We start from the raw sequence: 26,093 nt of genomic DNA, 5'->3' as shown, positions 1-26,093 counted from the left end.
TTATGACAGGGCCGTACAAACGGTACCACGCAACACGTGGGTGCACCCTAAACGGCGCGCTTCAATCTCTGGCTCTGCGGTGAGAGAAGACGCCGCCAGCGTGGCATAACCCTGCGTGCGCAAGCACGCAGCCTCCCGCTTATCTGCCCCCGGTGCCAGATAGACACGAGGGCGTGCAGGGGTTGGCGGAATCATGCGGAACAGCACATCTGGCCGCAATGTCAGCCCGCATGCGGGTTCATTATCATTACACAGGTACCGGCCACCGCGCCCCAGCTCTTCCGAACGGCCAACGGCAAACAGCGTTACGCACACACCTGTGTGGTATTTCCAGCCCCGGAACTCTACGGGGTCTACCGTCATACGCAGGTTGGGGCACTGCTCACGCAGGGCGGCCACTGTATCCACCAAGCGGTCCAGAACAGCGCGGGCTTTGGGTGGCAGAGTAATTTCCGTCAGCCGCGCTACGGCATGTTCTGCCAGCCCGGTGGCTTCCAGCAACGCAATAAGTGTACTTGCCAGCGCCCCGCCCTGTTCAGCCACCGCTGCGGAGTCCTTACGGTCCAACGCACGCATAAGGGCAGCACGTTGTGCTTCGGGCACTTTGCTTTCTTCCAGCAGGGCCGGAATAAAGGGCGGCATGGTGAGATCGAAGGAAACATCCTTCACACCCAGACGCTCAAGAGCTTCCGCCCCAACAGACATGACCTCTGCATCCGCCTCTGGCGAATCCGGGCCTATCAGTTCGATACCCGTCTGCATAATCTGGCGGCTGCTTTCTTCCGCAGCTACGGGAGAAACCACAACACACACACCGGCGTAAGAAACACGCAGCGGGCGCGGCGTGCTGGCCACACGCGTTGCCGCCATACGGGCAACCTGCGGCGTAATATCCGGGCGCAGCACCATCATGCGGCGGGTATCCGGGTCCATCACCCGGAAACTCTGTTCCGCAAGGGCCGCACCGGCACCCGCCAGATACGTGTCCTCAAACTCTATAAGAGGAGGCCGCACGCGGTCGTATCCGTGGGATGCAAACACGTCCATAAGCGTGGCAACACCCTCTGCCTCGGTTCGGGCATCGGGCGTTAAAAAATCTACAAAGCCTGCGGGCAGCAGCGCCGGGCTGAAAGGCGGGTCTTCCGTCATGCTTCGGGCTATAGCACTGCATGGCGTGCCCGTCATGCCCGCAAAGGGGCACTTTTTGCGCTATATGCGTCTAACTGGTGTGGTTTTTTCAGCCATCTGCGTTGCCGGGCAAGGTTTCCCACCCTGTGCCAATAAAAGTCAGCACGCGGCGGCCCATGCCATCTGCACGCAAGACAATCAGATTCTGGTCTTCCAACCAGCCAAGCAAACGGCGCGCACGCCCTTTTGAAACCGTGCCATACACCCGCGCAATAGCGGCATCAGATGGGCATGGCTGCCGCTCCAATGCGGCGCGGGCCAGAAAAAGCCCCACGGCCTGAAGGTCCTCCGGCAAAGTAGAGGCCAGCGCTTCAGCCTCCTGCCATTCAGGCTGAGTGGATGTTTCTTCATCCACCCCACTGCGAGCGGTAGCCAAGGCCCGGTTAAAGCGCCGCATATCCAGCGCATTCCGCCCAAGCCCAGCAATACGGCACCGCACCAGAAAATCCTGATACAAAACCGGTGCAGGACGAAAGGCAGCTTCCTCATCCTCCATCATGTCACGCAAGATGGCACGCATGCGGGCTTCACGCTCGGCCTGAGTTTCGGATGTTTCTTCGGGGGCTTCCTGTTCAGCTTGGGCAGCCTGTGCCTCACCATGCGCAGCAAGTTGGGTGAGTAAATCAGGCGGTGGCGGTGCAGGTGCCTTACGCGGGCGCACCGGCATATCCTGCACAGGTACGGGGGCCAGAATAAGATCATGCACAGGCGCTGGCGGCGGCTCAAACGGTGTGAGAACTGGCCCGGCAGAGCGGCTTTCTGTTTCCACTGTGCCAATACGCACCGGCATTGGCCTGCGGCACAAGGCCGGGCCAAGCGCTACAAAGGTGCCACGCGCCAGATCACGGAACGATTCGGCCTGCCTGCGCTCCATCCCCAGCAAATCTGCTGCGCGGGACATATCAATATCCAGAAATGTCCGGCCCATTAAAAAGTTGGAAGCCTCTGCGGCCACGTTTTTGGCCAGCTTGGCCAAACGCTGTGTGGCAATAACCCCGGCCAGACCACGTTTACGACCACGGCACATCAGATTTGTCATGGCGCCAAGGGATGCACGCCGGGCTTCGTCCGAAACCTCACCCGCTGCGGCTGGGGCAAAAAGCTGCGCTTCGTCCACCACCACCAATACCGGATACCAGTATTGGCGCGGCACCTCGAACATACCGCCCAAAAATGCAGCCGCCCAGCGCATCTGCTGGTCTGCATCCAAGCCTTCCAGATTCAGCACAACAGATGCACGGTGCATACGCATGCGCTCGCCCGCCGCGTGCAGCGCCATTTCGGAATGGTCTGCGCCATCAATCACCAGATGGCCGAATTTTTCCGCAAGGCTGACAAAATCCCCCTCCGGGTCAATAATCGCCTGCTGCACCATGCGGGCAGATTGCTCCAGCAACCGCCGCAGCAAGTGTGATTTACCAGACCCCGAATTGCCCTGCACCAGCAGGCGCGTGGCCAGAAGTTCGGCCAAATCTAATTGTGCCGGGCCACCCCCCGGCACTTCACCCATTATAATCATGCTGCTCATGGCTGGAGGGGATACCGCTTAGCCCCTGTATCCTGCAACCATGCCTGTAGGCCCTTTGCTGCCGCACGCCCCGTGGCAAGGCAGGCATGCAGCAGATAGCCGCCAGTTGGGGCCTCCCAATCCAGCATTTCACCCGCCACAAATACGCCGGGCACTGCGCGCAGCATAAAACCCTCTGTGCAGGAGTCGCGCGTAATGCCACCCGCGGTAGAAATGGCACGGGCAAGCGGTTGTGGAGCGCTCAATACAACTGGCACAGCTTTTAACCGCGCGGCCAAGGCTTGCGGTGAGGAAGGAATATCCTGCCCCCCTTCACGCAGCAGTGCGACAGCAACAGGTGGCAGACGCAACGCCTTACGTAATTTGTTGGAAAGGCTCTCACGCGGGCGGGTGGCGGCCAGACGGCGGGCTATTTCCTGCTCTGGCATATCCGGGCGCAAATCGACCATCATAATGGCCACACCCTCTTCGGCAATAGCGGCCCGAATTGGCGCAGACAGCGCATATATCGCGCCGCCTTCCAGCCCTTTGGCCGTTACCATCACTTCACCCTGCACGCGTTGCCCTGCAAAGCTGAGTGCTACAGGTTTAAGGGGCTCACCTGCAAAGCGCCCCCGAAACAGATCGGACCAAGCTGTTTCAAAACCACAATTTGCGGGCTGCAATGGCGCTATATTAACGCCCTGCTGCGCCAGAACCGGAACCCAACCTCCTGCACTGCCCAAGCGTGGCCAGCTTGCCCCACCTAACGCCAGCAATGTGGCATCTGCCTGCATGGGTTGTGGTTCAGGCTGCCCTTCGCGCTGCACGAGCAGGTGACCTTGTGCATCCCACCCTTTCCATGCGGTACGGGTGTGAAACACAACTCCAAGCTCCCGCAGCCGTGCCAGCCATGCACGCAGCAACGGAGAGGCCTTCATGGCCGAAGGAAATACGCGGCCGGAAGACCCCGTAAAATGGGCTTGCCCCAGCCCTTCCATCCAGTGCTGGATGTCCTGCGTGGTCCATGCATCCAATGCTGGGCGCAACCAGGATTGCGCCACACCATAACGCCGCATCAAGGCCTCATGCGGTTCGGAATGTGTGATGTTTAACCCACCCCGCCCCGCCATAAGCAGCTTGCGGCCAACACTGGGCATACGCTCCAGCACCTGCACGCCGTAACCAGCTTGCGCCAGATATTCCGCCGCAGCCAGCCCCGCAGGGCCAGCCCCGACAATAACGATGTTAGCGGCTGAAGCGTTTGTCATGGGCAAGATATTACTGGAATCGGAAAAGCGGAATCATACCGCCTTTCCGCCAGCACTGCGCACAGCTTTTGCCAGATCTTCAATCTGCGCCAACACGCGCGGAAGGGTTTCTGCCGTAGCGCGGCCTTTGTCATCCAACGTTTCTGCCAAGGTGGACAGCAGGGCCGAGGCCACAACTGCACCATCTGCAATGCAGGAAGCATTGGCGGCCTGCTGCGGCGTACGCACACCAAACCCAATGGCAATTGGCAATTTGGTGACCTTGCGCAGGCGTGGAATAGCGGCTTCCAGATCATGCGTCGTGGCAGAACGTGTGCCCGTAATGCCCGTGATGCTGACGTAATAGACAAAGCCAGACGCATGAGAGAGCACATAAGACAGGCGCTCATCCGACGTGGTGGGTGCCACAAGCCGGATGATATCCAGCTTGTTGGCCTTGGCAAATGGTGCCAGCACATCGGCTTCTTCTGGCGGCAGATCCACCAAAATCAGGCCATCCACACCGGCACTGGAGGCATCGCGGCAGAAGCGTTCATAACCGTAGGATTCTACCGGGTTCAGATACCCCATAAGGATAATCGGGGTTTCGTTATCCTGCTGGCGGAAGTCCGTTACCATATCCAGCACGCCTGCCAACGTGGCCCCGGCTTTAAGGCCACGGCGGGCAGCGGCCTGAATAACCGGGCCATCGGCAGAAGGATCTGAAAAAGGCATGCCAATTTCAATCAGGTCTGCGCCAGCAGCGGGCATTTTCCGCAACAGTTCGAGCGATGTATCCCAATCTGGATCATACGCTTCCAGATACGGGATAAGCGCGCCGCGGCCTTGGGCGGCTAATGCTTTAAAACGGGCTGCTATACGGCTCACAGCTTGACCCCCAGATGTTCGGCAACAGTGAAGATGTCTTTATCACCCCGGCCAGAAAGGTTGACCACCAGCAGGGTATCCTTGGAAAGCGTAGGCGCAATTTTGGCGGCATACGCCACGGCATGGGCAGATTCCAGCGCAGGAATAATACCTTCCATACGTGTGCAGAACTGGAAGGCATCCAGTGCCTCGTTATCCGTAATGCCTACATATTCTGCACGGCCGATATCATGCAGCCATGAATGCTCGGGCCCAACACCGGGGTAATCCAGCCCGGCACTGATGGAATGTGCTTCTTCAATCTGCCCATCTGCGTTCTGAAGCAGATAGGTACGGTTGCCATGCAGCACACCGGGGCGCCCACGCTCAATAGAAGCTGCGGTTTTGCCGCTATCCAGCCCGTGGCCAGCGGCTTCCACACCAATCAGACGCACAGATTTATCATCCAGGAACGGATAGAAAATCCCCATAGCGTTGGAACCACCGCCAATAGCCGCCACTACTACATCTGGCAAACGGCCTTCGGCAGCCTTCATCTGAGTCTTGGTTTCCGTGCCGATCACGCTCTGGAAATCACGCACCATAGCCGGATACGGATGCGGGCCTGCCACTGTGCCAATAAGCATGTAAGTATCGGCAATGTTGGCCACCCAATCACGCATGGCCTCGTTCATGGCATCCTTTAGCGTGCCTGCCCCGGAGGTAACGGGCACCACCTCTGCACCCAGCAGACGCATGCGGAACACGTTGGGCTTTTGCCGTTCCACATCGGTAGCACCCATGTAGATTACGCATTTCAGGCCAAACAGAGCGCATACGGTTGCCGTGGCCACACCATGCTGGCCGGCCCCGGTTTCTGCCACAATACGGGTGCGGCCCATACGCCGGGCCAGCAGAATCTGCCCCATGACGTTATTGAGCTTGTGTGAGCCCGTATGATTGAGTTCTTCACGCTTAAGAAAAATTTTAGCGCCACCGAGTTCTTCCGTCATGCGCTGGGCAAACCAGAGCGGGCTGGGGCGGCCGACATAATCTTTCAGATAGTAATCCAGCTCCTTCCGGAAAGCCGGATCAGCCTTGGCGGCCTTATAGGCCTCATCCAGTTCCAGAATGAGGGGCATAAGGGTTTCCGCTACAAAACGGCCCCCATGACGCCCACCAAAATGCCCCCGCTCATCCGGCTGGTGCCGGAGGGAATTGCTATGCACCGCTGACGTGCCGTGTTCCTTCGGATCTGCCATTTCTGGTCTGCCGCTCCCATACCGCGTGAAAAACCGCGCCTGCCAGATATATAAAAGCCTGACATCGCCTGTCATAACGAAGCCGCAGGCTTACCAGATACCGCAAGGCGTTGCACAGCCCTGCAACCACGTAACCTTGCCAGAAACATGTAGAAGGCCGCATAATTTGTAACAGTTGAATATTTGCAGCCCATACCGCCACCTGACATTCTGTGTTCAGAAAACAGTGGCCCTGCCTGCCTTCGGTAGCGCGCGCACACAAAATGGAGAATCGCATGTTCCTGGCCCACCGGCCTGGTATGCCCGCACGGGCTATTGAGACCGCCGCCGACGCCGCCGATGCCGTATGGCTGGACCTTTTAGACCCCACACCACAGGAACAGGCCCTGGCTACTCAGTTATGTGGCCAGCCCATTCCCACACTGGATGATCTGAATGAAATTGAAAGTTCATCCCGCATTAGCGTGCGCAATGGCGCGGCCTTTCTTTCCTCCCCTTTATTGCAAAAAACTGGCCCGGAATTTCAGACAACACCGGTAGGCTTTATTCTCACGCAAAACCGGTTGTTTACTATTCGCTTTCAGGCCTACCAGTCTTTTGAAACGGTGGCTTTGCTTGTGGCGGACCATGCTCAAGTTATGCCCGCCCCCCATGCCATTCCCACGCCAGAAACAACGGCCCCTACGCCTGCATCCACAGCGGCTCCCTCTGCCCCATTGCACACCCAGCATGATGCAACCCTGCATGCCGGGGAAATTCTGGTGGCGTTGATTGAAACCATTGTGGACCGGTTGGCCGATATTTTAGAAAGTGTGGGAGACCTGCTGGATACCCTCTCTCACGATATTTTCCGCACCCGCCCATCCGGGTCCGCTGTGCGTAATATTGCCTCCTGGCAGCGTGATCTGCTCCAGCGCGTTGGCAGTTCGGGCAATCTGTGTTCACGTATGCGCGATACGCTTTTGGGTATGGAGCGCATTGCCCTGTTTTTGAGCGAAAGCCGCAAAACGGCCAGCGCCATCCCTACCCCCGGATACATGCTGAGCACACGCCACATCACCACAGACTCCGTACCCCAAGAAGGGGGGAGCAATACTGCCGCCGCCTATGCACTTTCCAACCCGCTGCGGATGCGCATTACCACCGTAAGCCGAGACCTTTCCTCGTTGGATGCCTATGTTTCCCAAGCGCAGGACAAAGTGGAATTTCTGCTGGATGCCACGCTGGGCTTTATCAACATTGAACAGAACGGGGTGATGAAGGTGCTGACAGTTGTCAGCTTTATTGGTGTTGCCCCAACTTTGATTGCCGGTATCTATGGTATGAACTTCAAGAACATGCCTGAACTGAACTGGTCTTTCGGATACTGGTATTCACTCGGGCTTATGGCCTCCACCATTGTGTTACCGCTACTGTGGTTCTGGAAAAAAGGCTGGCTGGGAGGGATCAAGTAAGATGCATCAGTTCTGGAAAACGGCTTTTTTCTGCGCCTCTCTTATGGGGTCCGTTGCTACGGCACATGCCGCGCCTTCCTCACCCGTTCAGGCTCCGCCGCCTAACGGATATCAGGCATTTTTTGATCATCTCAGTACCGAGCCTCTGCGCTATGCCGCCATTTCTTCACACAGTGGCAAACGGCTTCTTGTAGGGCTTCATCCCTCTACAGAAGGCCATGTGACAGGGGAATTGATGCTGCTGGATGGCACCATGCGCCCGCTGTTAACTGCAGATGTGGAAGGCACCGCGCCTGACCTGCAAAATGGGCAAACAGGTGCATGCCAGCTCACAGCCACCCTGAAGGAAGACAGCCTGCACCTAAATGGCCCGTGCTCGCGGGATCAGATTTCCGGCGGGCTTACGCGCACCATGCACCCTTCCCAACTGTGGTCGCAGGTCAACAGCTTTATCTCGCCCGATATGTCCGTTTCTGCCGTGTGGCTGACGCGCACCGGGTGGAATGCGGCCATTACACCCGCGCCAACGCCATGAAGCCCACACCACAAGGTTATTGACGACACATCGGGCCATCGTTATTATGCGGTTCCATAGTGCTGGCTGACTTCACCTGCCCAGCGCATCCTCCCTTTAGTCTGGATTATTCTGCTCCGGCATCACCTTCCAGCAAGGTGTTTATTTGCCATAGCCGCGCGCTTTCGGCAGCCGATGGCATGAGAAATCCTGACATATCCCTTATGAACTTTTGCCAGTCAGGGCATTTCCTAGATGCATCTTGCGGAACTCAAGGCCAAATCCCCAGCGGATCTTCTGGCCTGCGCTGAAGACCTGAATATTGAAAACGCGTCATCCCTGCGCAAGCAGGACATGATGTTTGCCATCCTGAAGGCACTGGCCGACAACGACCAGGCGATCTACGGCGAAGGCACGCTTGAGATCATGCATGACGGGTTTGGTTACCTGCGTTCCCCCGAATCAAACTACCTTCCCGGCCCGGATGATATTTACATCTCCCCCACTCAGGTGCGCCGCTTTGGCCTGCGCACGGGTGATACGGTAGAAGGCCAGATTCGCGCCCCGCGTGATGGTGAACGCTACTTCTCCATGCTCAAGATCAACACGATCAACTTTGAGCCACCGGATGCCGTACGCCACCGCATCAACTTTGATAACCTGACCCCACTTTACCCTGAACGTCGCCTTCAGATGGAAGTGGAAAGCCAGGCTTCCGCCCCAGAACCAAAGGCCGAAAAAGGCAAGAAAGGCGCGCAAAAAGACTTTACGCCGCGCGTTATCGATCTTGTTTCCCCCATTGGTATGGGCCAGCGCGCCCTTATTGTGGCGCCGCCCCGTTCGGGTAAAACGGTTATGCTGCAAAGCATTGCCTCTTCCATCAGCGCGAACCACCCGGAAGTTTTCCTGATTGTTCTGCTGATTGATGAACGCCCCGAAGAAGTAACCGACATGGCGCGCTCTGTGCGCGGTGAGGTGATTGCCTCCACCTTTGATGAACCCGCACACCGCCACGTGCAGGTTACGGAAATGGTGCTGGAAAAAGCCAAGCGGCTTGTTGAACACAAGCGCGATGTGGTGATCCTTCTGGATTCCATTACCCGTCTGGCCCGCGCCTACAACACCGTTGTGCCTTCATCCGGCAAGGTGCTGACCGGTGGTGTGGATGCCAACGCCCTGCAGCGGCCCAAGCGCTTTTTTGGTGCTGCCCGTAATATTGAAGAAGGTGGTTCCCTCACCATTATCGCCACCGCGCTGATTGATACCGGCAGCCGTATGGACGAAGTGATCTTTGAAGAATTCAAAGGCACGGGTAACTCCGAACTGGTGCTGGATCGCAAGCTGGCAGACAAGCGCACCTTCCCCGCGATCGACATCACCAAGAGCGGCACCCGTAAGGAAGAACTGCTGGTGGATCGGGCTACGCTATCCAAAATGTGGGTTCTGCGCCGTATTCTGGCCCCTATGGGCACGATGGACGCCATGGACTTCCTGTTGGACAAGCTGAAATACAGCAAAACCAACAACGACTTCTTCGAAGCCATGAACAACTGATTGGGCAGGCGCTTTTCTCGCCTTCCCCTCTATCAGTTCTTTTCTACAGAGCGCCTGCTTCGGTTTACGAGGCAGGCGTTTCCTGTTTTTTGCGCAGCGTAAGCACCACACTGCCATCGGGCTGCGGCACATCAGACAAAATGGTATGCCCCAGCGCACGGGCAGACCGGCTGATATTCTTCAGCGGTTCCTCCCCTTTCAGGCGCACAGCCAGCAAACCACCCGGCGGCAGACCATCCAGCGCCAAGCGCGTGCGCACAAATGTCATGGGGCATTTTTCCGTTGTAATATCCAAAACGGCAATGCGTGGCTCTTCCTGCACGTTAAAATCGGGCACGTATGCAGCAGAACGGGTCATTCAAAAACTCCACAAAATGGCGAAAAATGTAAGCTCATCTGCAAAAGATAGGGGCCTGCATCGCATAAAAAAACTGCCAGCGAGTGTAAAATTGGACAAACCCTATCACTTTCGGCTACCTGAAACCTGAAACACAAATTGTAACTCAAAGCAGGATTTGTGATCTTGAAGGCACAGTCGGCAGAATCGCGGATCGAGCAGCTGTGTGTTGAACACGGCCTGAAAATGACCGGACAGCGGCGCGTTATTGCGCGTGTTCTGTCTGAAGCAGACGACCACCCAGATGTGGAAGAACTGTACCGCCGTGCCTTAACGCTGGATTCCCGCATTTCAGTGGCCACGGTGTATCGCACCGTACGCCTTCTGGAAGAAAAAGGCATTCTGGAACGCCGAGATTTTGGCGGCGGGCGCGCACGGTATGAAGCAACGGAAAATGGGCGTCACCATTATCATCTGATAGACGTGGATAATGGGAAGGTTATAGAGTTTGAAGACCCGGAACATGAAGCCTTGATGAAAAAAGTGGCGGATCGGCTGGGCTTTGAATTTGTTTCCATGCGGCTGGAGCTGTTTGGCCGCAAAAAATCCGCTGCAAAGCCGGGCACCAAAACATCCTCTCGCGCCCGCCAGAAAGGAAATGCTGCATGAGTGCAACGCGCAACAACGGAGGGGGGCTTTCTGCGCTGGATCTGGAACGCAAAGGCTTTCCTGAACTGCGTGGTGGCACCCTGAGCGTACGCATTGCAGAAACAGAGGCCGAGCTGGAAGCAGCACAGGCCCTGCGTTATCGCGTTTTTTATGAAGAAATGGGTGCACGCCCCGAGGGCGAAACCCTGCGCCTGAAACGCGATATTGATGAATTTGACAATGTAGCAGACCACCTGCTGGTTATTGACCACGCTATTGCCTCAGACGCACGGGGCGTGGTGGGCACATACCGGCTGGTGCAAAGTGATGCCGCAGAAAAAATCGGGCGTTTTTATTCTTCCAGCGAGTATGACATTACGCCGCTAAAAGAATTCCCCGGTAAATTGCTGGAAGTGGGCCGGTCCTGCGTAGATAAAAACTACCGTGGGCGCACAGCCATGCAGTTGCTGTGGCGCGGCATTGCCTCCTACATTTTCCTGCATCAGATTGATCTGCTGTTTGGCTGCGCCAGCCTACCGGGAACAGACCCGGATAAAATGGCAGATGAGCTGACTTATCTGTATCACAACCACTTGGCCCCTCCGGCCCTGCGCGTACGTGCATTGCCAGACCGGAAAGTGGAAATGCTGCGCACAGACCCGCACAGCCTGAACCTGCGCCGGTGCTTGGCTGGCTTGCCCCCACTTATCAAAGGCTATCTGCGGCTAGGTGGCTATGTAGGTGATGGCGCCGTGGTGGACCCGCAGTTCAACACCACAGATGTGGCTATTCTGGTTAAAAGTGAACTGCTGGCAGATAAATATTACAGGCACTACGAACGCCGCCTGCGCGATGCGCTGGACTGAGAACGGGCAGCTTTTTCAACGTCCGTTTTCTTTTTCTGTCAGTCAGTAAGCTAAGGTTTGCGCCGTGGTAAAACTGCCCGCGTTTTTTCAAACGGCGCATACCCGCCTGCGCCGGTGCTGGCGGGAAAATTGGCGTTTTATGGGGTTTATGCTGGGGGTTGGCGCTCTTTCTGCGCTGGCTCTACCCCCTTTGCATTTTTTACCTATTTTGTTGCTAACCTTTGGCATACTGGGCCGGATACTCAACACCACAACAAGCTGGAAACACGCGGCGTGGGCTGGCTGCCTGTTTGGCTTTGGCTTTTACACCGCAGGGCTTTACTGGCTGGTTAATGCGGTGCTCATCCGCGCGGATGAGTTCTGGTGGTTTGTACCCTTCCCTTCCATGGGGTGTGCTCTCATTCTTGCGCCAATGGTAGGCGCACCAGCCGCGTTAAGCCTGCTTGTACCTGCGGGACTGCGCCGTTTGGCATTTTTTGCCGGTGCGTGGACAGTGTTTGATATGGGCCGCACATTTTTATTCAGCGGCTTTACGTGGAATGCACTGGGCAGTTGCCTTGCCATACCCGGCCCTGTTGGGGACCTGCTCATTCAACCTGCTGCATGGATGGGGGAAGACGGGCTGACTTTGGCGCTTGTACTGGTAAGCCTGTTATGCGGGAGCGCCTTATTAGACAGCCTACACCTGCACACGCCATTTACACCGCAATCAGCAACACCGTGCTGCTCATCTGCAGCGCGGCGTAGAATTTACGTGGGCAGTCTCGCGGCCTGTGCGCTTTGGCTTGGTGTTGGGGCAGCACGCTTTTACAGCATTCACCCCCAAGGAGAATCCGGCCCAATAGCTGTTATGGTGCAAGGCAATGTGCCGGAAACTGAAAAAGTAGGCAGGTTACGCCCAAGAGATATCTTTTTGCATTACCTGCGCCTTACAGCCCAAGGTGTGCAGCAGGCGCGGCAAATTCAGATTCAGCAGGCAGCTTCTGGCACACCTTACCGCCCTATTGTGTTTTTATGGCCAGAAACCTCTTTTCCCGGCTATGATCTGTTGCAGGATACGCCCAAAGCCCGCGAAGTTATTATGGACTGGGCACTGGGGGCTGATGCAGGAATTATTGGAGCACTTCGCCAGGATGATAATGGGCGTTACCGCAATTCCGTTTTAGCTTTGGCGCCCGATGGCGCCGTAAGTGCTGTGTATGACAAGGCACGCCTTGTACCTTTTGGAGAGTATCAACCCTCCTTCATTCCGTTGCAGATTGTACCACAAGGCGGATTGGCTGCTGGGCCGGGCCCACAAACATGGCATTTAGCCAACATTCCACCTGTTGGTCCGTTAATCTGTTACGAGGTGATTTTTTCAGGCGATGTCACCAACCCTCATGATCGTCCGCGCTGGTTGGCTAATGTGACGAATGATGGCTGGTTTGGTAATAGTGCAGGCCCACGCCAACATCTGGAATCCGTGCGCTTGCGGGCTGTAGAAGAAGGGTTGCCCATAGTCAGAGCTGCCAATACAGGTATTTCTGCCGCGTTTGATGGTAGAGGCCATCTTCTTTCCAAATTGGGGTGGGACAAAACAGGAGTACTTGTTTCTGCTGTACCTGCTGCGCTGCCCCGCACATTTTTCGGGCATTACGGGCAAACTGTTCCTTTACTATGCTGTGCGTTGCTAATGCTTGGAGCCCCTCTCCGGCGCAATAAAATCTAACTTTTTATTCATTACTAGTTCATCATTTTTTAATTTTATGACGCAGTTCCTTTTTAAACAGGTGTCTGCACTGTTTTTCTTTTGGAGGAAATGACTAACATCTTTATAAAATATTAATCTTCTTGAGCATCTCATTTCATGAAAGCATGAAAAGTTTCGAGGCGTGAAACACACGGAGCACGAACCGATCGACACCACCATGATCCAGTCTCATGCTGCTGCCACTGCCATTGATGCCCATGTTGGCAAACGCATAAGACTACGCCGCACACTGCTAGGCCTCTCTCAGGAAAAACTGGGAGAAGCTTTGGGAATTACCTTCCAGCAGATCCAGAAATATGAACGTGGCGCAAACCGTGTGGGTGCATCACGGCTGTACCATATTGCCTGCGCGCTGGATGTGCCGATCAACTTCTTTTTTGATGATATGTATCCCGCTGAAGCTGTTTCCAACAAACATGCGCACTTTTCGGAAACACGTAAAAGCTTTGGCACAATATCGGATAAAAATGTTCCTGTAACTTCTACAACAGATACAAAAAATATTTTCAAAAATCAGGAAACACTGGAACTGGTGCGCGCATATTACAGTATTCCAGATGCCCAAATGCGCCAAAAAATTCTCGAACTCATGCAAACAATGAGTGGGACCAAATAAAAAAGGGCGGCCTTAAAGCCGCCCTTTGTAAATGAGGTCGATCAGAAACTCTGATCATCTCCGCCACCCCAGTCTCCACCGGCATCTCCAGCGTCTCCGGCATCGCCGCCCCAGTCAGAACTGTTCGCGTCAAAGTTGGGGTCTGCGCTGGTGCCAGCACCGCCAAACGGATCTGCGCCCGCTGCTCCAGCTCCTGCTCCTGCTCCTGCTCCTGCATCACCATAGTAATTGTTAATGGTTTCCGTGGGGGCTGCACCACCGCCCCAGCCTGCATCACCACCTGCTGCACCGGCATCATGATGCCCGCTGAAAAGGCTGGTCAGCGCATTGGCAGCCATCATGCCGCCAGCAACACCTGTAGCTGTGGAAAGCGCGCTGCCCAAAAAGCCGGAACCGCCCTGAAACATGGAGGGGCGCATACCATACGGCATGGGCTGCGGCTGATACTGCGGCGGCATGGGCGCTGCTGCAGGACGACCGCCCCAACCCGGAGGAGCCGCCGTTGGCTGCGGTTGTGGCTGTGCATTCTGCCCGCCGCCAAACAGGCCGCTAAAGAAACCACCAGATTTCTGCTGCCCGGCGCCCTGCTGCTGCTGTGCCTGTTGCAAAGCCTGCTGGGCCTGCTGCAACTGGAACTGAAGCTGCTGAATACGGTTTTGCGCTTCTACCAGTGCGGCTTCCTGCACAACCGCCATTTGGGTAATGCGATAGCGCGCTTCCGGATATTTCTGGAATTCCTGCGCAATAAACTGGTCTGCCTCCGGGTCTATCGGGGGCAGGTTGGGCCGCGTAGAGGGCACACTGGCAAAACCGCCCTGTGGTGCGCCGCTTACACGCGCAAAGAATTTTTCGATCAGATCGCGTTCGTCGTTATTCATCCCATACCTTCCCTGCCCTTTGGGGGCTAACACTGGCGGCTATAGCCTTTGTTTTACGCCAACACTCTGTCCAAGATGTGGCGCGGATACAAGCGCGATGCAAGAAGCCCTGCGCAGGAAGAATTGCACCATGGCCTGCCTTCTCTTCCGGTTCGGCGCATGGGGCTGTATGGTGTGCCCGCACGCAGCATGTATGAGCTGCATTATAACGTAACCTACCGGAGTAGCACCCTGATCATGGACCCGGCGTCTCCCCGCCCCACTGAGCGGCCTCTTTCCTTTCAGGATCTTATCCTGACCCTTCACCAGTTCTGGTCCAAACAGGGATGCGCCATTCTCCAGCCCTATGATCAGGAAATTGGCGCGGGCACTCTTTCCCCCCACACCACCTTGCGCGCCCTTGGCAGCAAACCGTGGAAAGCGGCTTATGTGCAGCCTTGCCGCCGCCCGTCCGATGGCCGGTATGGGGAAAACCCAAACCGCTTGCAGCACTATTATCAGTATCAGGTTCTGCTCAAACCCACGCCAGAAGAAAGCCAGAAACTGCTGCTGGACAGCTACCGCGCCATCGGGATTGACCCAGAACTGCACGATATCCGCTTTGTGGAAGATGACTGGGAAAACCCCACCATCGGTGCATGGGGCCTTGGCTGGGAAGTCTGGTGTGATGGTATGGAAGTCACGCAGTTTACGTATTTCCAGCAGGTTGGCGGTATTCCCGTAACCCTGCCTTCTACCGAGCTGACATACGGTCTGGAACGTCTGGCCATGTATGTGCAGGGCGTAGAGAACGTGTACGATCTGGATTACAACGGCGCGGGCCTGACCTACGGTGATGTGTTCCTGCGGGCCGAGAAAGATTATTCCCGCCATAATTTTGAACTGGCAAATACAGACCTGCTGTTCCAGCACTTTACAGATGCAGAAAAAGAAAGCGTGGCACTGGCAGAAGCCGGCGTGGCCCAGCCTGCATATGACCAGTGCCTGAAGGCCAGCCACCTGTTCAATCTGCTGGATGCGCGCGGCGTTATCAGCGTGAGCGAACGTGCTGCCTATATTGCCCGAGTGCGTAATCTGGCCAAGCTATGCTGTGAAACCTGGCTGGCTGGCGAGGACAAGTAAGATAATGCCCGAACTGCTGATAGAACTGTTCTCTGAAGAAATTCCGGCCCGCATGCAAAGTCAGGCAGGAGAAAACCTCCTACGCCTGCTGACAGAAGCTCTGGCCCCTCTTCACCCGCAAAATGCCGTGGCGGCCACTGGCCCACGCCGTATTGCCGCCAGCCTGAACATTGATGCCACTGTACCCGGCCGCACGGTTTCTGAACGCGGCCCGCGTGAGGGCGCGCCAGACAAGGCGCTGGATGGGTTTACCCGCAAGCACGGCGTAACGCGCGATGCGCTCACATTGCAGAACGGGTTCTGGATTCTGGAGCGTGAAGAACCAGCCGTAAGCGCACAGGCCCATATTGCGGCTGTGCTGCCTGATCTGCTGCGGCGCTTCCCTTGGCCCAAATCCATGCGTTGGGGGGCTGGCAGCAGCTTTACATGGGTGCGCCCGCTGCGCCGCATTCTGTGCATTCTGGATGGTGAAACCGTGCCTTTCTCCCTCGCTCAGGGTGAAGATAACGGGCACAATCTGGTGGCTACCAACCTTACAGAGGGCCATCGCTTCCTCAACCCCGGTGCTGTGGCTGTTTCCAGCGCTGCGGAATGGCGGAAAACCCTGCATGACCGCCACGTAATGGTGGATGCTGCTGAACGCCGCAAAACCATTACAGAAGGCCTGAACGCTCTGGCGGCCTCCGAAGGGCTGCAGATTGTGCCAGATGCCGGGTTGGTAGACGAAGTGGCCGGGCTGGTGGAATGGCCTGTGCCGTTCCTTGGCCAGATTGATGCGCAGTTTATGGAACTGCCTGCTGAAGTGATGCAGGTTTCCATGCGTGTAAACCAGCGTTACTTTGCCCTGCGCAACAGCGATGGTACGGCTGCACCGCGCTTTGCTTTTGTGGCCAACATTGTTCCGGCAGATGATGGCACGCTTATTGTCACCGGTAATGAACGCGTGCTGCGTGCCCGCTTTGCAGATGCCCGCCACTTTTGGGATCTGGACCGCAAGCAAACGCTGGCTTCCCGCCTGAAGGCGCTGGATTCCATCACCTTCCATGCCAGCTTGGGCTCTCAGGGTGATCGTACACGCCGTATGGTGCGTCTGGCCGGTATTCTGGCCGACATGGTGGGTGCACCCAAGGCCGACTGCGAGCGCGCGGCTGAACTAAGCAAAACCGACCTGACAACCGGCATGGTTGGAGAGTTCCCCGAACTTCAGGGTGTGATGGGCGGTTACTACGCCAAACATGACGGCGAAAGTGCTGCCGTAGCGCAGGCCATTAGCGAACAATACACCCCACGCGGCCCCGGTGATTCGGTGCCAACTGCTCCGGTTTCCGTTGTGCTGGGGCTGGCTGACCGCATTGATATGCTGGTAGCCTTCTTTGCTGCGGGTGAAAAACCTTCGGGTTCGGGAGATCCGTTCGGCCTGCGCCGTGCAGCCTTGGGTGTTATCCGCCTGATCCGTGAAAACAATCTGCGGCTTGATCTGGTGCGCCTGTTTGTTTTGGCAGCCGAAGCTCTGCCTGCCGATTTGCAAGATGCGCCTGATCTGGATCTGCTACCGCAGTTCATTGCCGAACGTCTGCGCGTGCAGGTACGCTCTGAAGGGGCGCGGCATGATTGTCTGGCCGCAATTTCCGTTGATAATTCCGATACGGATATCGTGCGCCTACTAGCCCGTGCCCATGCCTTGCAGGACATGCTGGAAACAGAAGACGGCAAAAACCTGCTGGCCGCCACGCGCCGCGCTGCCAACATTCTGCGGATTGAAGACAAGAAAGACGGCCCGCACGAAGATACGCCAGACCCCGCCCTGTTCACGCAGGATGAGGAGCGCGCCCTGTTTGACGCTCTGGAACGTGTGGAACCTGCCGTAGAAAAGGACTTTGCCGCCGAACGCTTTACCGATGCCATGCGCGAAGCCGCCAGCCTGCGCGAGCCGTTGGATAAGTTCTTTGAAGTGGTAACGGTAAATGCTCCAGAACCAGAACTGCGGCTAAACCGCTTGAAGCTGCTTTCCCGCGTTGTACGTATGATGCGGCTGATTGCAGATTTCAGCCAGATTGAGGGGTAATTACCCACATTATCTTAACGTGGCTTGCTGCCTGTAAACGCAGCAAGCCACGTTAAATCTGCCCGCAAAAACCCCACACAATGCGTTGCACGCAGGCGTGTAGCTGATACCTGCAAAAAGCATAGTGTCTGCCCCAATACTCTTTTAGACAGGCATGAACCTTTCTCCGGCAAAACAAAGCTGGAATTGGCCTTTTCCGGTTTTTTGCATGGTAGAATAAAATGACATCTTCCCGCTCTCTCACCCTTGGTGTGCTTAATGGTATGGGAAGCGGTGCGTTATGGGGCACTGTATTTATTGTTCCCCTGCTGCTGCATGATTTTACATCTCTGCAAATGACAGCCGGGCGTTACATTGTTTATGGTCTGATCTCTCTGGCCCTGTTATTGCCCCGTTGGAATATTCTTAAAAACATTCTGGGAAAAGCCGAGTGGATTGCGCTTATCCGCTTATCTATTCTGGGCAATGTTCTGTATTACATTCTGCTTTCCACTGCCATTACAACCGTAGGCGGCCCTGTAACCACGCTTATTATTGGGTTTTTACCCATTGCTGTGCTGATTATGGGCATACGGGCGGGCAGTAGCATCCGTATCAAACAGATTGCTGCCCCCATGAGCCTTAGTATTATTGGTATTCTGCTTATTGTCTCGCGCAGTTTTACAGCTCATGCAGCAGCCACTCCGGCGCACCCGGTGGCTTTTTCTACCCAAGTTATTGGATTGCTTTGTGCTGTAGGGGCTTTGGCATCATGGACATTATATGCCGTTGAAAACACGCGCTGGCTGTTAAAAACCTCTACCGTGAGTGACCATGACTGGTCTCTGCTAACAGGCGTTGTTACCGGCGCACTTGCTCTTGTGCTGGTTATTCCTGCCTTTGTTTTGCATGCTGCGCCCCATGCCTGGCTAGATTGGGCACGTTTTTGGGGCGTGTGTAGTGCTACGGCGCTTTTGGCTTCTGTGGTGGCCAACGGGTTATGGAACCGAGCCTCCCGCCTGCTGCCGCTCACGCTTTCCGGGCAAATGATTATTTTTGAAACGCTGTTTGCCCTGCTTTACAGCTTTGTATGGGCGCATCGCTGGCCCAGTCTTGTAGAGTTTTGCGCCATTATCTGCCTGATAACAGGTGTGCTGTGGTGCACGGCAGCCCACCGCACACCACACAACACATCTGAATAAAGGCTGAAATCAGGTTCGGGGTGTACGGCCAAAAAAGAGGCTGATTACCAGCAGCACCACAAACACAAACAGCAGAATTTTAGCTATTTCTGTAAAGTTGCCTGCCGCGCCAGAAAACCCGAATATGGATGCCAGAAGGGCAAAAATTAGAAAAATCAGAACCCAGCGTAAAATAGCCATCTACTTTCTCCCTTCCGCCACACGTCAACACGTATGACTGTTAGTCACCTGTAGTAGAAAGGCTAACGCACAAAAGCGGCAACAGTTTGCTTGCCACTTTGCGCTTACGCTGCACGCCTATAGGGCGACTTTAGTGTTCTTCTGCACCGGGAATAATATCATAAGCCGGGCTGCCAGCAGGTGGGCCGGGTGGCGGCGCATCACCCACAGCAATACCCACCATTTTTTCGGCTGATGTACCAATTTCTCGTGCATCAATGGCCGTGCCAAGCTCACCACTACTGCCTGTGCCAACAGCATAGAGCATTTGGCCCGGTGTAAGCAGATTAGCCACACGCGCAGCTTCACGCGGGGTAATGCAGATAACGGAGTGATCTTTCAAAATCACACCGGAAAGTTCCCCATTGGCATTGTAAAGCTGCTGCCAGATTTCGCCATGCAGCACCAAATCCGGGCCAGCAATCATTTCAGTAGAGTGCACGGGCATGGCAATAAAATTGTCCTGCATGCCACGGCCACGCGGGCTGGTAATTCCAAACGCCCGAATAATAGGCAATGTGCGGCCTTTTAACCCGCGGATAGAAATAATATCCCCCGGTTTAACCAGCCCAGCCAATGCATGCGTTTGTTCTGGGGAAACAAAAACCTGCGTGCCATCTTCCAGCACCAGCCCAAACACACCCCCATGAGGGGATGGCAGAAACTGCGCGACCTTACCGCTAAAGGAAGGCAAGCCAGAAAGATCATATACACCATCTGCCTGCTTTTCTGTGTGTGTCTGCCGAGCAGAAAAGGACTCTGCCTTGGAGGCAGGCGTTTTATGTGCTGGCGCGGCTACAGCCACGGAAGACACCAATAATGCAGCAGACAAAGAAAGCAGATAGCGCATAGCCCAACCGATTATGAAACGCCGCCCCCGCCCATATGTGCACGGGGGACAGCATTGCGTGAGATTCGTGGCCCTATTCTTTGCCACGAACTGTCATTCCCGCAAGAGCGGGAAAAGCGTGTCAGTGGCGGAAATGGCGCATACCAGTAAACACCATGGCAATACCGGCGGCATCTGCTGCGGCAATCACCTCGTTATCACGGATGGAACCACCCGGCTGAATAACCGCAGTGGCCCCAGCGGCAACAATGGTTTCCAGACCATCTGCAAACGGGAAGAACGCATCAGACGCAGCAACAGAACCCTGCGTAAGCGGCGTATCCTGCCCGGCAGCCTTTGCGGCCTCACCACTTTTGGAAGCCGCAATACGCGCAGAATCCACACGGCTCATCTGGCCAGCGCCAATGCCCACTGTGGCGCCATCCTTGGCGTACACAATAGCGTTAGACTTAACGTGCTTGGCCACGCGGAATGCAAAGATCAGATCCTGCATTTCCTGTTCCGTAGGGGCGCGCTTTGTCACCACCTTCAGGCCTTCACGGCTGATCTGGCCGTTATCACGCGTTTGCGCCAAAAAACCACCGGCTACAGAACGCACCACAATGCCTTCTGCCGCAGGGTTAGGCAGGCCACCGGTTAGCAGCAGACGCAGGTTCTTTTTGCGAGACAGAAGCGCCTTGGCATCTTCTTCCGCATCTGGAGCCACAATCACTTCCGTAAAGATAGTGGAAATCTTTTCTGCCGTAGCCGCATCCAGCGTGCGGTTTAGGGCCACAATGCCCCCAAAGGCAGAAACCGGATCGCACCGCAGAGCCTGATCCCACGCGGCTGTCAGTGAAGGTGCAACAGCCACGCCACAAGGGTTGGCATGTTTTACAATCACAACGGCCGGGCTATCAAATTCGGCAACAGCCTCAAACGCAGCATCGGTATCATTGATGTTGTTATAAGAGAGAGACTTACCCTGCACCTGCTGTGCCGTAGCCACGCCGGGGCGCACTGTGCCATCACGATAGAAAGCGGCCTTCTGGTGCGGGTTTTCACCGTAACGCAGAATTTCCGCACGCTGGCCAGCCATAATGAAGCGTTCGGGGAAAGGCTGCTGAGCCTGCTTGGCAAACCATGCAGCAATGGCGGCATCATACGCAGCAGTACGGGCATACGCAGCACCAGCATAGGCACGGCGCATTTCCAACGTGGTACCGCCATCACCCAACGCATCAATCAGCCCTTCATACTGGGCCGGATCTGTCAGCACCACCACATGGGCATGGTTTTTGGCGGCTGCGCGAATAAGTGCAGGGCCACCGATATCAATGTTTTCAATGCAGGTGTCTGCATCTGCGCCAGAAGCAACCGTTTTTTCAAACGGATACAGATTGACAGCCACCAGATCGATCGGGCCAATGCCGTGTTCTTCCATCTGGGCCACGTGCGCAGGAAGATCACGCCGGCCCAGAATGCCACCATGGATTTTGGGCACCAGTGTTTTTACCCGGCCATCCAGAATTTCGGGAAAGCCCGTGTAATCCGAAACTTCCGTAACAGGGATGCCTGCATCGCGCAGCGCCTTGGCAGACCCCCCGGTAGAAAGAATTTCTGCCCCCTGCGCCGCAAGAGCGCGGGCAAGATCAAGCAGACCTGTTTTATCGGAAACAGAAACAAGGGCACGACGGATAGGCAGCGTCGTCTGGCTCATGGCGGACCTTTCGCATGGCAAAAACGTAATGCGGGCTGATGACCCAACATGTCACATGCAGACCATCAGCCGAGGGGTAAAAAACGACAAAACCCGCCTTAGCGGCGGGTAAATGTCCAGTACATAGGCTGGCGGCCAGCAGCAATGGCCTTGGCCTCATACCGCGTGGGGAACCAGCCTTCCGGCCGGGTTAAAACGGGTTTTGGCGCTTCAAAGTAATCCTGAGCTGCCATAACTTCCTGCACCCATGCCTGATAGGTAGGATCATCACTAGCAACGCGCCACACGGCACCGGGCTTAAGCACACGGGCGGCCAACGCCACATTTTGCGGATGCACAAAGCGCCGCTTGGCATGGCGTGCCTTGGGCCACGGATCTGGAAACATCAGGAACAACCTGTCCAGACACGCATCGGGCAGCACATTCAGCACTTGCCGGGCGTCATCATCCCACAGCCGCAGCATTTCTGGCACGGGAGCCGTTGCTTCTTCCCCCACCGGCACAAGGCGGCTTAACAGGGAGCACAAACCATTATGGAAAACTTCGGAGGCAATATACCCCACTTCGGGGTGTGCATTGGTTTGGGCAAGCACGTGCTCACCACCACCAAAGCCAACCTCAAACCAGATCTGTTCTGGCTTATGGCCAAAAACAGAAGCCGGATCTGCCGCGCGCTCTAGCGGAAAGCGCATACGCGGCAGGGTTTCATCCAGCAGCCGTTCCTGACGGGGGCGCAACGGATGCCCGCGCTGGCGGCCGTACAGCCGCTCCGGCGGGGGTTTAACATCTGCTACCACAGGCTGACCATTTTCAGCCGAACCTTTAGCCTCCGCCATGAACAAAACGCCCTAAACTTAGCGGTTCAGCGCGCTACGCAGGGCATCAACCAGATCGGTCTGTTCCCACGTAAAGGTGTCCAGCTTGGCATCTGGCTGGCGGCCAAAGTGACCATAAGCAGATGTCACAGCATAAATCGGACGATTCAGGCGCAGGTGCTTACGGATACCACGCGGGGTAAGATCCATCACTTCACGCAGCACGTCACCCAGACGGTTTTCATCTACATCTTTACCGGTTTCATCCAGATCCACATAGACGGACAGCGGATGAGACACGCCAATGGCGTAGGAAAGCTGAATGGTGCAACGGTCTGCCAGACCAGCGGCCACAACGTTTTTAGCCAGATAGCGGCAGGCATAAGCTGCGGAACGGTCCACCTTCGTGGGGTCCTTACCGGAGAATGCACCACCACCATGCGGGGCTGCACCACCATAGGTATCCACAATAATCTTACGGCCTGTCAGCCCGCAGTCACCATCCGGGCCGCCAATTACGAACACACCCGTGGGGTTGACGTAGAATTCTTTTTCCGGCGGCACCCAACCTTCTGGCAGCACATTCTTAACCACCTGGCCCAGACGGCCACGCAGTTCTTCCTGATTGATGCCTTCATCATGCTGGGTGGAAATCACCACAGAGGTTGCACCAACCGGGCGGCCATTGACGTAGCGCAGGGTCACCTGGCTTTTGGCATCCGGCTGCAGGCCTGCCACAATCGGGTCACCCGCACGGCGCAGATCACGCATTTCATGCAGAATGCGGTGCGCATAGTAGATGGGAGCTGGCATAAGGGTATCGGTTTCGTTCGAGGCATACCCGAACATGATCCCCTGATCGCCTGCGCCTTCGTCTTTTTCACCTGCGCTATCAACGCCTACTGCAATATCAGCAGACTGCGCATGCAGGTAATTGGCAGCTTCCGCACGGCGCCAGGAGAAACCTTCCTGATCGTAACCGATATCTTTGACAGCTTCGCGCGCCAGTTCAATCAGCTTGTCCGATGTAACGGAAGATGGGCCACGTACTTCACCCGCAAGAATGATGCGGTTGGTGGTTACCAGCGTTTCACAGGCAACGCGGGCTTCCGGATCTGCCGCAAGATAAGCGTCCAGAACGGTATCGCTGATCCGGTCAGCAACTTTATCGGGATGGCCTTCGGAAACAGACTCCGAAGTAAACAGAAAATCGCCGTCTTTACGCATGATGGTGCCGTTTGCCCCACGCACTGTGAAAAAGGAAACAGAAGCCCGCCCTAAAAAAGGGGGGACGAGGTCGTATGAAGGGATAGCAAGCAGCGGTCAAGAGTATTGGCCAAACAGGCCAGTAAGAAACGCCGTTTTCAGCCTTGCACCCAACGCGGGGCGGACGCTGCCCGCCCCTTTAAGCTGGCCTTATAGTGGGGGCAGGCCCAGCACGTCTTCCATGCTGTAAAGGCCGGGTTTGTGCCCTTTTACCCACTTTGCGGCACGCACCGCACCAGTGGCAAAAATGCGCCGATCAAAGGCGCGGTGCCCCAGAACAATCTGCTCATCCGCTGATGTGAACAATACTTCATGTTCGCCCACAATCTGCCCACCGCGCAAAGCTGCAAAGCCAATAGCCCCTTCCTTGCGGGGGCCAGTATGGCCATCACGCCCACTTTCACGCACGTCTGCCAGCTTTACACCACGCCCCTGCGCCACGGCCTCACCAATAGCCAAGGCCGTGCCAGATGGCGCATCCACTTTCTGCCGGTGGTGCATTTCCACAATTTCAGCATCGTAGGAGTCTGCTGGCAGCACACGTGCCATCATCTGCGCCAAACGCTGCACCAATGTAACGCCGGGGGAGTAATTGGCAGCATGCACCACAGCAATTTTTTCTGCTGCTTTGTTTACGGCTGACTGCTGCTCTGCTGAAAGGCCAGTTGTACCCAGCACCCATGCCGTGCCTGCTGCGGCCAATGCCTGTGCATTCGGGATAACCGTATCAGCGTGGGTGAAATCAATCACCACATCGCTGTTGGCAGCTAATTCGGCCATATCCTTAAACAGCGGCACACCTTGGGGCAGACCACTGGCGGCTTCTGGCTTACGTGTTGTGCCACCAGAAAGGGTTGCCCCTGCAGCCTGCACTTCTTCCACCAACAAACGGCCCACGCGCCCCGTTATGCCTGCAATACCGATACGCATGAGCACTTATTCCTTCCCTTCAAAAAAGTCCCGCACGCGGCGGAAGAAGCCCGTATGTTCGGGGCTCTGCTTCACATCCTCACCGGCTTCTTTTTCAAATTCTTCCAACAGTTCACGCTGGCGCTTGCTGAGGTTTTGCGGCGTTTCCACCGTAACCTGAATGTACATATCGCCGCGGGCCGTAGAGCGCAGAACCGAGAAGCCTTTACCGCGCAGGCGGAAATGTGCACCGGTTTGTGTGCCGGCCGGAATTTTTACCTTGGTGCGGGAGCCATCAATAACAGGCACTTCAATTTCTGTGCCCAAAGCAGCCTGCGCCATGCGCAACGGCACGCGGCAATAAATGTTGGCACCATCACGCTGGAAAATGCCATGTTCTGCAACGGAAACGTGGATATACAGATCACCCGGCGGCACACCGTTGCCTCCGGCTTCCCCTTCACCAGAAAGACGGATGCGCGTGCCGTCTTCCACACCGGCAGGAATCTGCACTTCAACCGTGCGTTCCTTTTCCACTGTGCCTTCGCCGTGGCAAACCTTGCAGGGGTTTTTCACCACCTTGCCTGCGCCATGGCAGGTTGGGCATGGGCGTTCCACAACAAAAAAGCCCTGCTGCGCCCGCACCTTGCCTGCACCGTGGCAGCTTGGGCAGACTTCAACGCCCGATGCGCCATCGTTAGAACCTGTGCCGTGACAGGATTCGCACGCCACGCGGGTAATGACCCGCACATCTTTCTTCACGCCGGTAAAAGCTTCTTCCAGCGTGATTTCAACATGGGTCTGGATATCGTTGCCAGTGCGTGCACGGCCACCACGGCGACCGCCCATCATGTCACCAAACATCTGTTCGAAAATATCGCCCAGACCACCGCCACCAAAGCCACCGCCAAAGTCAAACCCGCCGGGGCCAGGGCCACCGCCTTCAAACGCGGCATGGCCGTACTGGTCATACGCAGCGCGTTTTTGTTCGTCCTTCAGGATATCGTAGGCTTGGTTGATTTCTTTGAACTTGGCTTCTGCTGCATCATCCCCCGGGTTCCGATCGGGATGATACTTCATGGCCAGCTTGCGATAGGATTTCTTGATTTCATCAGCCGTGGCTGTTCGGGAAACCTCAAGAATTGCGTAGTAATCGAGCTGAGTGGCCATGGAAGTCCTCTTGTCGGGGGCTGCCTCTAAAGCATGAGCACAGCATTTGTCCGAAACAACAAAAAGCGCCCGCCTTACAATGAAGCGCGGACGCCAGAAATAA

Annotated in this window: 24 protein-coding genes; 10 read left to right on the top strand and 14 right to left on the bottom strand. The window is 56.0% G+C overall.

Features of this window, described 5'->3' with window-relative positions; genetic code table 11:
• The 5 genes from EOV40_RS01600 to trpB are packed head-to-tail and all read right to left on the bottom strand — an operon-like array spanning position 1 to position 6,149.
• Positions 1–1,185 (bottom strand): ATP phosphoribosyltransferase regulatory subunit, encoded by a 1,185-nt coding sequence (locus EOV40_RS01600; protein ID WP_128104852.1) that lies wholly within the window; start codon positions 1,183–1,185, stop codon positions 1–3.
• Between the two features lie 52 nt (positions 1,186–1,237).
• On the bottom strand, positions 1,238–2,716 hold the full coding sequence (locus EOV40_RS01595) for an ATP-binding protein (RefSeq protein WP_050819129.1): 1,479 nt from the start codon (positions 2,714–2,716) through the stop codon (positions 1,238–1,240).
• Positions 2,713–3,966, bottom strand: coding sequence for a TIGR03862 family flavoprotein (locus EOV40_RS01590; protein ID WP_128104851.1), 1,254 nt, complete (start codon positions 3,964–3,966; stop codon positions 2,713–2,715). The genes EOV40_RS01595 and EOV40_RS01590 overlap by 4 nt, the downstream gene beginning before the upstream one ends.
• Positions 3,967–3,999: 33 nt before the next feature.
• On the bottom strand, positions 4,000–4,833 hold the full coding sequence (gene trpA / locus EOV40_RS01585) for a tryptophan synthase subunit alpha (protein WP_050819128.1): 834 nt from the start codon (positions 4,831–4,833) through the stop codon (positions 4,000–4,002).
• Positions 4,830–6,149, bottom strand: coding sequence for a tryptophan synthase subunit beta (gene trpB / locus EOV40_RS01580; protein WP_208729236.1), 1,320 nt, complete (start codon positions 6,147–6,149; stop codon positions 4,830–4,832). The genes trpA and trpB overlap by 4 nt, the downstream gene beginning before the upstream one ends.
• A gap of 188 nt (positions 6,150–6,337) precedes the next feature.
• Here trpB and EOV40_RS01575 point away from each other — a divergent pair, with 188 nt between their 5' ends.
• The 3 genes from EOV40_RS01575 (at position 6,338) to rho (ending at position 9,596) form a co-directional block, all read left to right on the top strand.
• Positions 6,338–7,528: a magnesium transporter CorA family protein gene (locus EOV40_RS01575; RefSeq protein WP_196332611.1), complete on the top strand. Its 1,191-nt coding sequence runs from the start codon at positions 6,338–6,340 to the stop codon at positions 7,526–7,528.
• 1 nt (position 7,529) lies between these two features.
• The gene (locus EOV40_RS01570; protein WP_128104849.1) at positions 7,530–8,063 is read left to right on the top strand and encodes a hypothetical protein; all 534 of its coding nucleotides are present in this window, start codon (positions 7,530–7,532) and stop codon (positions 8,061–8,063) included.
• Positions 8,064–8,297: 234 nt separating this feature from the next.
• The gene (rho, locus tag EOV40_RS01565) at positions 8,298–9,596 is read left to right on the top strand and encodes a transcription termination factor Rho (protein ID WP_042787093.1); all 1,299 of its coding nucleotides are present in this window, start codon (positions 8,298–8,300) and stop codon (positions 9,594–9,596) included.
• Positions 9,597–9,660: 64 nt separating this feature from the next.
• On the opposite strand, the gene EOV40_RS01560 is transcribed toward rho, so the two are convergent.
• On the bottom strand, positions 9,661–9,954 hold the full coding sequence (locus tag EOV40_RS01560; protein WP_003623789.1) for a sulfurtransferase TusA family protein: 294 nt from the start codon (positions 9,952–9,954) through the stop codon (positions 9,661–9,663).
• Positions 9,955–10,113: 159 nt separating this feature from the next.
• On the opposite strand from EOV40_RS01560, the gene EOV40_RS01555 reads away from it, so the two are divergent.
• The 4 genes from EOV40_RS01555 to EOV40_RS01540 all read left to right on the top strand — a co-directional run bounded on the left by EOV40_RS01555 (position 10,114) and on the right by EOV40_RS01540 (position 13,816).
• On the top strand, positions 10,114–10,602 hold the full coding sequence (locus tag EOV40_RS01555) for a Fur family transcriptional regulator (RefSeq protein ID WP_006116856.1): 489 nt from the start codon (positions 10,114–10,116) through the stop codon (positions 10,600–10,602).
• Positions 10,599–11,447, top strand: coding sequence for a GNAT family N-acetyltransferase (locus EOV40_RS01550; RefSeq protein ID WP_128104848.1), 849 nt, complete (start codon positions 10,599–10,601; stop codon positions 11,445–11,447). Before EOV40_RS01555 ends, EOV40_RS01550 begins: the two co-directional genes overlap by 4 nt.
• Positions 11,448–11,511: 64 nt before the next feature.
• Positions 11,512–13,158, top strand: coding sequence for an apolipoprotein N-acyltransferase (lnt, locus tag EOV40_RS01545; protein WP_128104847.1), 1,647 nt, complete (start codon positions 11,512–11,514; stop codon positions 13,156–13,158).
• Between the two features lie 163 nt (positions 13,159–13,321).
• Positions 13,322–13,816, top strand: coding sequence for a helix-turn-helix domain-containing protein (locus tag EOV40_RS01540; RefSeq protein WP_080986739.1), 495 nt, complete (start codon positions 13,322–13,324; stop codon positions 13,814–13,816).
• A gap of 41 nt (positions 13,817–13,857) precedes the next feature.
• Here the strand turns inward: EOV40_RS01540 and EOV40_RS01535 are convergent, their stop codons facing one another.
• Positions 13,858–14,694, bottom strand: a complete 837-nt coding sequence (locus EOV40_RS01535; RefSeq protein WP_128104846.1) for a DUF2076 domain-containing protein — start codon at positions 14,692–14,694, stop codon at positions 13,858–13,860.
• Positions 14,695–14,769: 75 nt separating this feature from the next.
• On the opposite strand from EOV40_RS01535, the gene EOV40_RS01530 reads away from it, so the two are divergent.
• The 3 genes from EOV40_RS01530 (at position 14,770) to EOV40_RS01515 (ending at position 19,062) form a co-directional block, all read left to right on the top strand.
• Positions 14,770–15,816, top strand: a complete 1,047-nt coding sequence (locus tag EOV40_RS01530; RefSeq protein WP_197687316.1) for a glycine--tRNA ligase subunit alpha — start codon at positions 14,770–14,772, stop codon at positions 15,814–15,816.
• A gap of 4 nt (positions 15,817–15,820) precedes the next feature.
• Positions 15,821–17,881: a glycine--tRNA ligase subunit beta gene (gene glyS, locus EOV40_RS01525; protein ID WP_128104845.1), complete on the top strand. Its 2,061-nt coding sequence runs from the start codon at positions 15,821–15,823 to the stop codon at positions 17,879–17,881.
• A gap of 221 nt (positions 17,882–18,102) precedes the next feature.
• The gene (locus EOV40_RS01515) at positions 18,103–19,062 is read left to right on the top strand and encodes a DMT family transporter (protein WP_128104844.1); all 960 of its coding nucleotides are present in this window, start codon (positions 18,103–18,105) and stop codon (positions 19,060–19,062) included.
• A gap of 9 nt (positions 19,063–19,071) precedes the next feature.
• Here the strand turns inward: EOV40_RS01515 and EOV40_RS01510 are convergent, their stop codons facing one another.
• From EOV40_RS01510 to dnaJ, 7 genes are all read right to left on the bottom strand, one after another.
• On the bottom strand, positions 19,072–19,242 hold the full coding sequence (locus tag EOV40_RS01510; RefSeq protein WP_003623804.1) for a DUF1328 domain-containing protein: 171 nt from the start codon (positions 19,240–19,242) through the stop codon (positions 19,072–19,074).
• Positions 19,243–19,372: 130 nt separating this feature from the next.
• A complete protein-coding gene (locus EOV40_RS01505) occupies positions 19,373–20,131 on the bottom strand; it encodes an OB-fold nucleic acid binding domain-containing protein (protein WP_128104843.1) in 759 nt (252 codons plus the stop codon).
• 121 nt (positions 20,132–20,252) lie between these two features.
• Positions 20,253–21,830, bottom strand: a complete 1,578-nt coding sequence (gene purH / locus EOV40_RS01500) for a bifunctional phosphoribosylaminoimidazolecarboxamide formyltransferase/IMP cyclohydrolase (RefSeq protein WP_003629724.1) — start codon at positions 21,828–21,830, stop codon at positions 20,253–20,255.
• 98 nt (positions 21,831–21,928) lie between these two features.
• Positions 21,929–22,666: a tRNA (guanine(46)-N(7))-methyltransferase TrmB gene (gene trmB / locus EOV40_RS01495; RefSeq protein WP_128104842.1), complete on the bottom strand. Its 738-nt coding sequence runs from the start codon at positions 22,664–22,666 to the stop codon at positions 21,929–21,931.
• A gap of 18 nt (positions 22,667–22,684) precedes the next feature.
• Positions 22,685–23,872 carry a methionine adenosyltransferase gene (metK, locus tag EOV40_RS01490; RefSeq protein WP_128104841.1) on the bottom strand — a complete coding sequence of 396 codons (1,188 nt, stop codon included), beginning with the start codon at positions 23,870–23,872 and terminating at the stop codon, positions 22,685–22,687.
• 189 nt (positions 23,873–24,061) lie between these two features.
• Positions 24,062–24,841, bottom strand: a complete 780-nt coding sequence (dapB, locus tag EOV40_RS01485) for a 4-hydroxy-tetrahydrodipicolinate reductase (protein ID WP_128104840.1) — start codon at positions 24,839–24,841, stop codon at positions 24,062–24,064.
• Between the two features lie 6 nt (positions 24,842–24,847).
• Positions 24,848–25,990: a molecular chaperone DnaJ gene (gene dnaJ, locus EOV40_RS01480; RefSeq protein WP_128104839.1), complete on the bottom strand. Its 1,143-nt coding sequence runs from the start codon at positions 25,988–25,990 to the stop codon at positions 24,848–24,850.
• Positions 25,991–26,093 lie beyond the last annotated feature (103 nt).

Origin of the sequence: Acetobacter oryzoeni (assembly GCF_004014775.2) — a bacterium.
GTDB classification, from domain to species: Bacteria; Pseudomonadota; Alphaproteobacteria; order Acetobacterales; family Acetobacteraceae; genus Acetobacter; species Acetobacter oryzoeni.
Note: the sequence above shows the minus strand (reverse complement) of the source record. Positions and strands in the feature narration are given on the sequence as shown.